This is a genomic window from Marinirhabdus gelatinilytica (genome assembly GCF_003353425.1).
Classification (GTDB): domain Bacteria; phylum Bacteroidota; class Bacteroidia; order Flavobacteriales; family Flavobacteriaceae; genus Marinirhabdus; species Marinirhabdus gelatinilytica.
The window spans coordinates 222,477-234,399 of record NZ_QRAO01000002.1 but is presented as its reverse complement, the minus strand read 5'-3'; the positions used below and the strand labels follow the sequence as shown (position 1 = coordinate 234,399).

9 protein-coding genes are annotated in these 11,923 nt (G+C 39.3%); all 9 read left to right on the top strand.

Translation table 11 applies throughout. The features are described 5' to 3' along the window. The first annotated feature begins 93 nt into the window (after positions 1-93). The gene (locus C8D94_RS07120) at positions 94-882 is read left to right on the top strand and encodes a DUF6090 family protein (protein ID WP_115123243.1); all 789 of its coding nucleotides are present in this window, start codon (positions 94-96) and stop codon (positions 880-882) included. A gap of 12 nt (positions 883-894) precedes the next feature. Then, positions 895-1,689 carry a DUF6090 family protein gene (locus C8D94_RS07115; RefSeq protein ID WP_115123242.1) on the top strand — a complete coding sequence of 265 codons (795 nt, stop codon included), beginning with the start codon at positions 895-897 and terminating at the stop codon, positions 1,687-1,689. After that, complete coding sequence (locus C8D94_RS07110) at positions 1,682-2,431, top strand: DUF6090 family protein (RefSeq protein ID WP_115123241.1); 750 nt, start codon at positions 1,682-1,684, stop codon at positions 2,429-2,431. The genes C8D94_RS07115 and C8D94_RS07110 overlap by 8 nt, the downstream gene beginning before the upstream one ends. Next, positions 2,428-3,156, top strand: a complete 729-nt coding sequence (locus C8D94_RS07105) for a DUF6090 family protein (RefSeq protein WP_115123240.1) — start codon at positions 2,428-2,430, stop codon at positions 3,154-3,156. Before C8D94_RS07110 ends, C8D94_RS07105 begins: the two co-directional genes overlap by 4 nt. A 4-nt stretch (positions 3,157-3,160) precedes the next feature. Beyond that, the gene (locus C8D94_RS07100; RefSeq protein WP_115123239.1) at positions 3,161-3,925 is read left to right on the top strand and encodes a DUF6090 family protein; all 765 of its coding nucleotides are present in this window, start codon (positions 3,161-3,163) and stop codon (positions 3,923-3,925) included. Continuing rightward, entirely contained in the window at positions 3,918-4,670 is a 753-nt protein-coding gene (locus C8D94_RS07095) for a DUF6090 family protein (RefSeq protein ID WP_115123238.1), read from the top strand. Before C8D94_RS07100 ends, C8D94_RS07095 begins: the two co-directional genes overlap by 8 nt. Beyond that, on the top strand, positions 4,663-5,439 hold the full coding sequence (locus tag C8D94_RS07090; protein ID WP_115123237.1) for a DUF6090 family protein: 777 nt from the start codon (positions 4,663-4,665) through the stop codon (positions 5,437-5,439). Before C8D94_RS07095 ends, C8D94_RS07090 begins: the two co-directional genes overlap by 8 nt. An 86-nt stretch (positions 5,440-5,525) precedes the next feature. After that, positions 5,526-9,728: an ATP-binding protein gene (locus C8D94_RS07085; protein ID WP_115123236.1), complete on the top strand. Its 4,203-nt coding sequence runs from the start codon at positions 5,526-5,528 to the stop codon at positions 9,726-9,728. After that, on the top strand, positions 9,725-11,920 hold the full coding sequence (locus C8D94_RS15280; RefSeq protein ID WP_170134735.1) for a tetratricopeptide repeat-containing sensor histidine kinase: 2,196 nt from the start codon (positions 9,725-9,727) through the stop codon (positions 11,918-11,920). The genes C8D94_RS07085 and C8D94_RS15280 overlap by 4 nt, the downstream gene beginning before the upstream one ends. Positions 11,921-11,923 lie beyond the last annotated feature (3 nt).

Below are 11,923 nucleotides of genomic sequence, written 5' to 3'. Positions count from 1 at the left end.
TTATGAAACCATTAAAAGTATTATTAATGCCCAATTGAGCGTGGACATCCCTTCAGGGATTGAGGGCGAGCGCAAAGGCAAAAACATTAACCAATGATTAAATTCTTCCGCCATATCCGTAAACGCCTACTTTCAGAGAGCAAGTTTTCAAAATACCTGCTCTACGCCATAGGTGAGATCATTCTTGTGGTGATTGGGATTCTCATTGCATTACAGATTAATAATTGGAATGAATCCAGGAAGGATTCAGCAAGAGAAAATTTAATCTTAAAACAATTACAAAGCGAGTACCAAAGTAATTTACATCAATTAGATGAGAAAATTTTGATGAGAAACGAAGGTTTACAGGCTTGTCATTTTTTGCTCAATCAGATTGATAATCCAGAATCTGTTAATGAGTCTAAGTTTTATACACATTTGGGTGAAATATTTAGAGATCCAACCTTTGACCCAATTAAAAATGACATAATTGGATCAGGAAATCTTCGGCTCATAAAAAACGATACTTTGGTCAGGTTCTTATCAAACTGGTCTTCAGAAGTATATCAAGTGCAAGAAATGGAACTGGAATTCCAAAAATTTAGAACCGAAATTATTATTCCGTGTTACAATCGATTGGGGATCTCAAGAAATATGCACAACAATTTATGGAAAGATGGATATACACCTACTGAAGCACTGGACAAAGAAGCGAGTTCAACATTAACAATAGAGCCCACAAAGAAAGATTTAGATTTGCAAAAAGTACTTCAAGATGTCGAGCTGGAAGGTATAGTTAGTACGGTTATTACTACACATCAAATTACAAATCTTCAATCTGAAACGTTACGAAACAGAATATTAAATATTCTCAAAATAATAGAACGAGAAATAGATGAATAGAAAAAATTAAAGATGATAAAATTCTTCCGCCAAATCCGTCAACGACTCATTCGAGAAAACCGTATCAGCAAATACCTACTCTACGCCATAGGAGAAATTATCCTTGTGGTTATTGGGATTTTGATTGCCCTTTCTTTAAATAGTTGGAAAGAAAAAAACGAGCTAAAGACCCAGGAATTAAATACATTAAAGCAACTTAAGGAAGAATTTAAAGCAAATCTAGAACAGCTGGATGAAAAAATATCGATGCGTACAGCAATGATCCACTCAGGAACAACCCTCTTAAAATACCACGACAACCCCAATCTTAGCAACCTCGATTCTGTGGCTATATATTTAGCACGTTCCTCGGTATCACCAACGTTCGATCCAATTACAAATGATCTTATAAGCGGGGGAAGATTATACCTTATCCAAAATTTAGAATTAAGAAGTAAACTTTCAAAATGGCCTAGTGATCTTGTACAGGTTACTGAAGAAGAGGTGGCATGGATTTTCATATTACGAAACACTTACATGCCCTTTTTATATGAGAATTATCCCGTTAGGGATTTAAATGCCGCAAAATGGAACAAACTTGATGTGGTACAAACACTGTTATTGGACAAAAATAATACCACTACCAAAGATTTTGGCCAATCGAAACATCCTTTTGATGTAAAGGCATTTCTTGCCAATCCTAAACTCGCAGATCAATTATCGACAGTTATTTCCAGTTCCATGTTTGCAAAAATACAGAGTGAAGCCCTTCGTAAAGATATCGTTTCCATCATTAAACTTATTGATAAAGAATTGCAGGATGATTAAACTCTTTAGAAATATACGAAAACGCTTAGTTGCTGAAAGTAAGTTCAGCAAGTATCTACTCTACGCCATTGGCGAGATCATCCTTGTGGTCATTGGGATTCTGATTGCGTTACAGTTTAACAACTGGAATACCGACATGCAAACCAAGGAGGTACAAATAAAGTATCTCAATGAAATTGCCAATAATTTAAAAGCAGATTTAGAAGATGTAAAATTTAATATAGATTTTAATGAAACAAGGCTTAATGCAAGTCGAATTGTTTTAAATAGTCTTGATCACAATGTTACATATTCAGATTCATTAGATGTCTATTATGGGAGCTTACTTTATACAACAAGATCTGTGGTTAACTATAGTGCCTATGAAACGTTAAAATCTAAGGGGTTAGAAATAGTTACTAATGACAATTTAAGAAAAGCAATTACAAAACTCTATTCTTTCTATTACCAAAATGTAATTGACTTTGAAATTCAAGATGACCATGCTATGCAATATCAGATTGTAATGCCAACTGTTTTAAGCAGAATTGAGGTCAGAAAAAAAGATAATAATGCCAAAGCTGGCGAACAGTTAGGAAAACCAATCAATTTTGAGACACTTAAAAATGATGTAGAATTCAAAAATGCCATTGTAATGAATGAAGACCTAAGAGTCTATATGCTTAAAAACTATAGGCAATTAGAGAAAAACATACTAGAATGCACTGCGCTAATCAATGATGAATTAGAAAATTTAAGATGATAAAATTCTTCCGCCATATCCGCCAACGATTAGTTGCTGAAAGTAAGTTCAGTAAATATCTTCTCTACGCTATTGGCGAAATCATTCTTGTGGTGATTGGGATATTGATCGCATTGCAGATTAATAACTGGAATGAAGAGAAAGCACTATCTGAGACCGAATTGAATATACTGAACGTGATGTTGAAGAATTTACAGTCAGACTTGGATGACATGGCTTTTAATATCGCGTTTTATAATATTAGGTTGAATGCAAATAGGACCGTATTGGAAGCTTTGAAAAATCCAGATAAAGTTCCCGATACACTCGCATATACATACGCAAATCTAGGTTCGAACCCCTATTTTATCGAAAGCACTTCTGCCTACGATAATCTAAAATCGATTGGTTTTGAAATGATACAAAATGACACCCTCCGCGAAGAAATTATGCAGCTGTACGGGATTAAATATCAATGGATGGGAGAATTGGAAGATGACCACGCCAGGTTTTATTCTAACAAGCTAGAACCGCTGTTAATGGCAAACTTCAAAACAGCAGTACCTTTTGAAAGTGCATCTCCCGTGGTAGAAATTCAAGAATTGGCAGAAAACCATGCTTTTAAGGAGGCGCTGCGTTATAATTCGGGGTGGACATTCTTTATTCTTGGCAGGTATTCAGAAGCTGTTGAAGCGGCAAAATCACTTCAAGATAATATTCGAATAGAAATAGATAAAAGAAACTAAAATAATGCTAAAATTCTTCCGAAGGATAAGACAACGTTTACTTTCTGAAAACAAATTCAGCAAGTATCTACTCTACGCCATTGGCGAGATCATCCTTGTGGTCATTGGGATTCTCATTGCACTACAGATTAATAACTGGAACACCAAAGCACAAGAGACAAAAACCTTAAACGGTTATTTAAACAACATTGCTGAAAACATTAAGTCTGACCGAAAAAACCTCATTGCTATTAGGGCGTTCAGAGATAGCTCTATAGTAGGTTCCGCTTATTTTATGGCATTGCTTAAAAAAGAAAGAATAGACCCCAAATCTGCTTCTGGGTATTTTACTACATATCTTAGATATTCACCGATACTCAAGGAAAGTTTTAAAGCAGATGTAAGTGGTTTTGAATCCCTAAAAAATTCTGGCTACTTATCACGAATACAAGGACAGCCTATTGAGCAAGAACTGTTTGAATATTACAGCCTTGTTGAGAAATTGGAAGATGAAGAGACAGAACTCAATAAACTCATGGAAGCCATGCAATATGATATGTACAAAAACAATGTGATGCAGCAGCTGAACATGTTTAGGAGACAATTTGCAAGTGCAGAGCTACTTAATGAGCAACAAAAGCAAGCGTTGGATAAGCTGATGAGATACCCGAGCTTCGTTGCTACAAATTCAAGAAATAGAGGTGCAAATTACTTGATCGATTTATATAGCAAGCTTGAAAACGTAGGGGTATCCATACAACAAAAAATACATAAAGAGACTGATGATTAAATTTTTTAGAAAAATCCGTCAGAGATTAGTTGCTGAAAGTAAGTTCAGCAAGTACCTGCTCTACGCCATAGGGGAAATTGTACTTGTGGTTATTGGAATTTTAATTGCACTTGAAATAAACACTTGGAACGACGCCAAAAAAGAAAAAAACGAACTGCATCACTATTTAGCGAAAATAAGCAATAACATAGCACAGGACATTAAGAATCTAAAAGTTATAAAGACAAGAAGACAAGAAATTAATGAAGCCTGCAAAAAGGCATTTCTAGATTTTCAGAACGATGAGTTCGATCTGTACACAAATATGGGTGCGGCAGGGGTTTTTATAGAATTCTATTTTACACCCAACCAAAGTGGTTACGAGGCTTTAAAAAATTCATCGTACCTCGGTAAAATCACCGGTACTAGAATAGACAATCTAATAGATAGTTATAATGCGATATTGAACAAAAATTTACTTGAAGAAGCAAACTTTATTGGGTATGTAGAAAATATGGAAGTCTTATGGACATCAAAATTTGATATGGCCGAATTGACCCCTATTTATCAGTCTCAAACCAAAATAAACTTTGAAGATTTAGATATTGGTTTACAGAGAAACCTAAAAGCGGCTTTTATAGACGAAACATTCAGGTCTACAGTTACTAGAGGTGCTGTGCAGACTACAAATATTACGTATTACGAACAATTGATAGCAATAGGTGAGGAATTAATTCAAGAAATAAACATAGTGGTTAATGATTAAGTTTTTCCGTCATATACGCCAACGACTCATTCGAGAAAATCGTTTTTCTAAGTACCTCCTCTACGCCATTGGTGAGATTATCCTTGTGGTCATCGGGATTCTCATTGCACTGCAGATAAACAATTGGAACGAAGGAAGAAAAGAGAGAGCCGCAGAAAAAGCTACCCTGGCCATTTTGCTCGAGGACCTGCAAGCTGCTGAAAATTTTTCGCAGGAATATATTACCAGCGAGCAACATTATCTGGACATCCTCGAAACCATCTTGCATAAAGATTCAATTGTTACAGTACTCAAAGACGAGACCAAAACCACAGCGTATTTCAATAAAGCTTTTTGGGATTTTGAGATCCAAGTACCGGTGATAAATACGTACTCAGATTTAAAGAACGCTGGAAAGATTGCTATCATAAAAAATAATGAAATCAGAGACAGGTTAAGTGTTTTGGATGCAAATATCATCAACCTGGAAAGGCTTATTTTAGATAGGATGAACGTTCACCAAATAAGGATCGACGAGATTTGTGTACAGGATGTGAACTTCCTGCACTTATTAAAATTCAAGCTCCCCAACTACAACATCACCCTAGGACCAAAAAATGATTACATAGCCATTATGGAATCACCAAAAGTCCGAAACCTTATGGGGATAAAGACAGTCCTTACGAACGAGGCTTTGGGCTATCGAAGAAATTTACATGACGAGATTCAATCCATAATCCAACTTATAAACATAGCGTTAGAAAACCCTGCAGGTACCATGAGCCATTGATTCTTGGACACGCAATCTATACGTGTATTTACGTATACTTTTTTTAACAAAAAACTACTATCTTAACACTTGTTAACCAACCAATTATGAATCTCGCTAAAAACGTAGAGAAAGAAGTCCTCCATGCCTATGATATCTGGTTGCACAGCTACCTAAATGGGGACGTTAAAACCTACGATTCCTATTTCGATGACGCTTTTCATTTTATTGGTTCCACCGCAAACGAAGAGTTTCTAAACCGACAGGATACCACCACTTTTTTTGGAGCCACCGCCGAGCAACTCTCTGGAAAGTCCCAGTTGCGCAACGAGACTAAAATTGTTGAAAAATTTGGCGAACTCATCTTCATTACCCATTTGTTCGATGCTTGGTTCTTGAATGGCGAAGAATGGAATTTTTATGAACGCTTTCGCTTTACCAATATACTTCAGCAAAAAGAAGGAGAATGGAGGTTTGTGTACCAGCACTACTCTACCCCGGACAGCAAGGCACAGGAAGGCCAGACCATAGGGTTTGAACAAATAAGCGCCGAAAACTTACAATTGAGGGAGGCCATACAGCGCCGCACCAAAGAGCTGGAAGAGAAAAATAGGGAATTGAAAGTAGAAAGCGCACTGGAGCGCATTCGTGCACAGGCCGTGGCCATGAGAGAACCCAGTGACCTATTGGATATTGTAGTTACCATGCGTAACGAGTTTACAAGATTGGGGCACGAAGCACAATATTTTTGGCATATGATGTGGCTTGAAAAAACCTACGAAAAAGCCATGACCTCTGGCGACGGTACCAAAATTGGCTTTGTAATGGAATTGCCACGGCACATCCACGGTGATATCCCGCTGGTGGCCGATTGGGAAAAAAGTGATGACCCCATTTTAATCTATCCCATGGTTACCAAAGCCGCCATAGCGTATGTGGACAAGATGATTACGCTGGGTAATTTTAAACAAATAGACCCCCAGGCGCCAACTCAAGAAGACATTAAAAAGATTGGTGGACTCACATTTGTGATGGCGCGCACCGCCCATGGCGAGATAGGATTCAGCTTACCGGGTGTAGTTAAAAATCCCCCACAAGAAGATATGGATATGCTGGTAAAGTTTGCGAAAGCATTCGATCTTGCACATCAACGTTTTTTAGACCTTCAAAAAGCAGAGGCACAAGCAAGGGAAGCTAAAATTGAACACGCGCTCGAAAAAGTGCGCTCACGTACTATGGCTATGCAACATAGTGATGAATTACCTGAGGCTGCGAATCTACTGTTTACGGAAGTCCAAAAATTAGGTATTCCGGCCTGGAGCTGTGGTTACAACATTTTATCAGACGATAAAAAATCGAGCACCTGCATCATGAGCAGTGAGGGCGAATTACAAAGTCCATTTGTCTTACCACTCACAGCGCATAAAAGTTTAGAACCATGGTATAAGGCCATTATAAATAATGAGGACTTCTTTGTTTATGGTCAAGATGGAAAAGATCTGGTTGAACATTACGAGTACATGAAATCGCTTCCTGAGCTTAAAAGCACTTTTGAACAATTTGAAAATGTAGGACTGGACTTGCCTACGCAACAGTACAACCATCTGGTAAGGTTCAATGAGGGTTTTTTACTTTTTATCACCTATGGGGAAGTATCAGAAGCGCACGACATCTTTAAACGCTTCGGAAAAGTCTTCGAGCAAACCTACACCCGCTTCCTCGACCTTCAAAAAGCCGAGGCACAAGCAAGAGAATCAGAGATAGAATTGGGTCTTGAGCGCTTAAGAGCCAAAGCTATGGCCATGCAAAGCTCAAACGAATTGTCAGATTTGGTAGCAACATTGCTAAATGAGCTAACAAAGTTAGACTTTTCGTTAACCTTTTGCATCATCAATATTTACAACGAAGCTGACCTATCAAATACGGTTTGGGCAGCCAACCCAGAAGAAGGCAAAGCACCAGAATCTTACTATATGAAGTTTGAAGACTATCCATTTCATCATGCCATGATGCGGGAATGGAAAGCTCAAACACCCAAGTTTGTATATGTAATGGAGGGTGAAGAAAAAGAAATATATGATGATTATCTATTTACAGAGACCGAGTTTCGTCGGTTTCCAAAAGAGGTGCAAGATGCAAATCGTGCATTGGATAAATATGTTGCCTCTTTTGTGTTTAGTCCATTCGGAGGCTTACAAACCGTAGGCGATGCACCTTTGTCCGATGAAAGCCTTGACATTCTATATCGCTTCGGGAAAGTATTTAACCAGACCTACACCCGCTTTCTCGACCTTCAAAAAGCTGAGGCACAGGCTTGGGAGGCAAAAATAGAGTCCTCCTTGGAGAAAATACGAAACGTGGCCCTCAGCCTCAAAAGGTCCGACGAAATGCTGGATATTGCCCAAGTACTTTACGAACAATTACAAGTACTGGGGTTCAAGGATATTCGCAATGCCCTCATAGACATCAACGACGAAGAGACGGAAACATTCATGGATTACGACTATTCAGACTTGATGGGCGGCACCGTGACACAAATGGCGTATGACGATGACCCAACCTTAAAAGAACAATTACAGGATATCGCCAAGACTACCGATGGGTATTCAGAAATGGTACTACAAGGGCAACAACTGCAGGACCTTATCAACATGCGTAAGAAAAATGGCGAGGCGGATGACCCGCGTTTAGAGGCTGCTACGAGCGTATCATATATTCTGTATGCCTTTGGGAACGGAGCCATTGGTATTTCAAACTTTGGTAAGCTAAACGAAAATCAAAAGGCCGTCCTCGACCGTTTCCGTAACGTGTTCACCTTTGCCTATAATAGGTACAGTGAACTTGCAAAAGCCGAATACCAGATGCAAGAGGTACAATTGGAGGCCTCATTGGAAAAGGTGCGGTCCGTGGCGTTGAGCATGCAAAAACGTGATGATATGCTGGACATTGCCAAGATCCTTTTCGAGCAATTGCAAGAGCTAGGTTTTTCTGAAATCAGGAACACCATTATCGATGTTCATAACGACGATAACGAGACTTTTTGGGATTACGACTATTCTGAAGCAATGGGAGGCACCATTGTATTATTATCCTATAAAAACGACCCCACCCTAGAAGAGCAATACAGAAAAATAATTTCTACCACCGATGGTTTTTATGAAGAAATTATTGAAGGAGACGATTTAAAGGAATACATCGAGATGCGTATCCGCAATGGCGAACAAGATGACCCAAGGTTACGCAAAGTAGATCTGCTGTCCTATTACCTCTACTCCTTTGGGAATGGTGTGATTGGGATTTCAAACTTTGGGGTTTTAAATGAAGATAAAAAAGCGGTTTTGGAACGCTTCCGAAACGTATTCACCTTTGCTTATAAGCGTTACGAGGAAATTGTGCAGGCCCAGGTGTATTTAACGAACCTGCAAAAAGCAAAGAAAAGTGCCGAAAAGGCATTGAACGAGCTACAAACCACCCAACAACAACTAATACAGGCCGAGAAGATGGCAAGTCTTGGTGAACTTACTGCTGGTATCGCACACGAAATACAAAACCCGTTGAATTTTGTCAATAACTTTAGCGAAGTGAGCAATGAATTGATGGATGAAATGAACGAAGAAATTGAAAAAGGCGACCTTGAAGAAGCCAAACTGATCGCCAACGACATAAAACAGAACCTAGAAAAAATAAACCACCACGGCAAACGGGCAGACGGCATTGTAAAAGGAATGCTCCAGCACAGCCGAAGGAGCACCGCACAAAAAGAACCTACCGACATCAACAAACTTACAGACGAGTATTTGCGATTGGCCTATCACGGCCTTCGCGCAAAGGACAAAACCTTCAACGCCACGCTGGAAACACATTTTGATGAGAGCATAGGGAAGATAAACATCATCCCACAGGATATGGGCCGGGTTATTTTGAATTTGATCACCAATGCCTTTTACGCTGTCAACGAAAAAATGAAATCTTTGAACAATTCGGAGTTTCAACCTAGGGTTACTGTTTCAACCCAAAATAACTCTTCCTTCGAGTCTGCATCCAACGAGGGAGGCACGATCCAAAGGAATGGACTAAAAGAGGGTGTTATTATCTCAATAAAGGACAACGGCAACGGAATCCCCAATGACGTACTCGATAAGATATTCCAGCCTTTTTTTACTACAAAACCCACCGGAAAAGGCACCGGACTTGGTTTGAGTATGAGTTATGATATTGTGAAGGCGCACGGCGGAACCCTCCATGTTGATACCGAACTAGGAAAGGGAACTCAATTTAGTATAGAAATCCCTATAAAACAGGAAGTATGAAGACTATCCAAAATATTTTGAGAAACACGACCCTAAAGAAACACAGGGGGTTACTCTGTATTTTTTGGATTGGTATGTTTTCATTTTCAGGGGTTTCTCAAAATTCTTTGGAAACATTGGTCACTTCAGTTTCAGAAAGATTACAGGGAACTATTACAGATTCGGTTCAGTTATACAGTGATGCACAACGTGCCGTAAGGCTTTCAGAACAAGAAAACAGCGAGGAACTTTTGGCAACTTCTTACCATAACTTAGCCACTTGGCACCAAGGAAACCGTAAGATAGATTCCTCTGTTTATTATCTTGAAAAAGCTAACCAACTTTATAAAAAGTTGGGCCTGGAGGTACTACAAGCCGAAACACATCTCACCCTTGAAGATACCTATAAACAAAACAGTGCGTTTGGCAAAGCATTGGAAGAAGATTTTAAAGCATTAGGGATATTTGAAAAGCTTGAAAACCAAGCAGGAATCGCCAAAACCTACACTCGGATATGCGATTTACTGTATTATCAACAAAAATACAAAGAAGGGGCTGACTATTGCCAAAAAGCCATTGATATACTTCAACCCCTAAACATGCCCGAAGAATTAGCTTTGGCCCATAGGTACAAAGCCGACAATTTTTTAATCCTGGGGCAGTATAAAGATGCACTTTCTGAAATAAATACGGCCATAAACGTATTGCAAGAAGCTGGAAAAGATCAAAATATATTGGCCCCTAATTACAATACTCGAGGCAATATTTACAAGTATATGAAGCGCTACGAAGATGCGATTGCCGAATATCAAAAATGCTACAATATTGCCAAGGAAGCCAATGACGAAGCTGCGCTTATAGCCCCTTTAGGAAATATAGGTCACGTGTATAGATTGCAAGAAAAATATGAAGAGGCACTCCCCTACACCCTCCAAGCCATTGACATCATGAAGCGTAGTGGCTTAAACCGAAATCTGTTCGAAAATTATATGCACGCCTCCGATACGTATGCCGCTCTGGGAGAATTTGAAGAAGCATTGAAATATGAACGGTTGTTCTCGGGTGAACGTTTCAAAAATCTACAACAAACCATATCACAATTAGAGTCCGAACTGCAAATAAAATACGAAACCTCCAAAAAGGACGAAACCATAGTAGCACAGAGTGAAACCATAGACAAACAGCGAAGAACACAACTCCTGTATATTGGTATTGCCATCCTGTTGGGCATTATACTGTTCGGGATGTATTTCACCATAAAAAACAATCGTAAAAAGAGGAAGGCACTTGCAGCCTTAAATGCCGAACTGGCACAAAAACAAACAGCACTGGAACAATCCAACAGTAAGCTGAAGGACTCTTTGGACGAACTTAAAGCAACCCAGGCACAGCTCATCCAATCTGAAAAAATGGCCAGTCTGGGTGAGCTCACGGCGGGCATCGCACACGAAATTCAGAATCCTTTGAATTTCGTAAATAATTTTTCTGAAGTGAGCAACGAACTCATTGAAGAGATGAACGAAGAAATTGACAAGGGAGATATGGCCGAAACCAAGTTGATTGCCGCAGCCCTAAAACAAAACCTGGAAAAAATAAACCACCATGGCAAGCGCGCAGACGGCATCGTAAAAGGGATGCTCCAACACAGCCGAAAAAGCACCGTCCAGAAAGAGCCTACGGACATCAACAAACTGGCTGATGAATACCTCCGCCTCGCCTACCACGGTCTTCGGGCAAAAGACAAAAGTTTCAACGCCACGCTGGAAACCAATTTTGATGAAACTATTGGAAAGATAGAAGTGATTCCGCAAGATATGGGTAGGGTGATCTTAAATTTGATCACCAACGCTTTTTATGCCACAAATGAACTCAAAAATTCAACTGTAAATTCAGAGTTCAAGCCTACTGTATCAGTGACCACGGAAAGAATTCCCTCTCTTGAACCTGCATCAGGCAAGGGAGTCACTAACGAGGAAAAGGCATCAAAGGGGAGTGTTATTATTTCAGTAAAAGACAACGGAAAAGGCATTCCAAAAGAAATGCTCCATAAAATCTTCCAACCCTTTTTCACCACAAAACCAACGGGAGAAGGAACCGGGCTGGGGCTTTCTATGAGCTATGATATTGTAAAAGCCCACGGAGGTGAATTAAAAGTACTATCGAAAGAAGGTGAGGGCACAGAATTCATAATTATTTTACCAAACTCGGATTAAGTA

What these genes read in the sequence shown, in the direction of transcription:
- C8D94_RS07115 (WP_115123242.1), top strand. Translation starts at nt 895, where the DNA reads ATGATAAAATTCTTCCGCCAAATCCGTCAACGACTCATTCGAGAAAAC.
- C8D94_RS07090 (WP_115123237.1), top strand. Translation starts at nt 4,663, where the DNA reads ATGATTAAGTTTTTCCGTCATATACGCCAACGACTCATTCGAGAAAAT.
- C8D94_RS07085 (WP_115123236.1), top strand. Translation starts at nt 5,526, where the DNA reads ATGAATCTCGCTAAAAACGTAGAGAAAGAAGTCCTCCATGCCTATGAT.
- C8D94_RS07110 (WP_115123241.1), top strand. Translation starts at nt 1,682, where the DNA reads ATGATTAAACTCTTTAGAAATATACGAAAACGCTTAGTTGCTGAAAGT.
- C8D94_RS07105 (WP_115123240.1), top strand. Translation starts at nt 2,428, where the DNA reads ATGATAAAATTCTTCCGCCATATCCGCCAACGATTAGTTGCTGAAAGT.
- C8D94_RS07100 (WP_115123239.1), top strand. Translation starts at nt 3,161, where the DNA reads ATGCTAAAATTCTTCCGAAGGATAAGACAACGTTTACTTTCTGAAAAC.
- C8D94_RS07120 (WP_115123243.1), top strand. Translation starts at nt 94, where the DNA reads ATGATTAAATTCTTCCGCCATATCCGTAAACGCCTACTTTCAGAGAGC.
- C8D94_RS07095 (WP_115123238.1), top strand. Translation starts at nt 3,918, where the DNA reads ATGATTAAATTTTTTAGAAAAATCCGTCAGAGATTAGTTGCTGAAAGT.
- C8D94_RS15280 (WP_170134735.1), top strand. Translation starts at nt 9,725, where the DNA reads ATGAAGACTATCCAAAATATTTTGAGAAACACGACCCTAAAGAAACAC.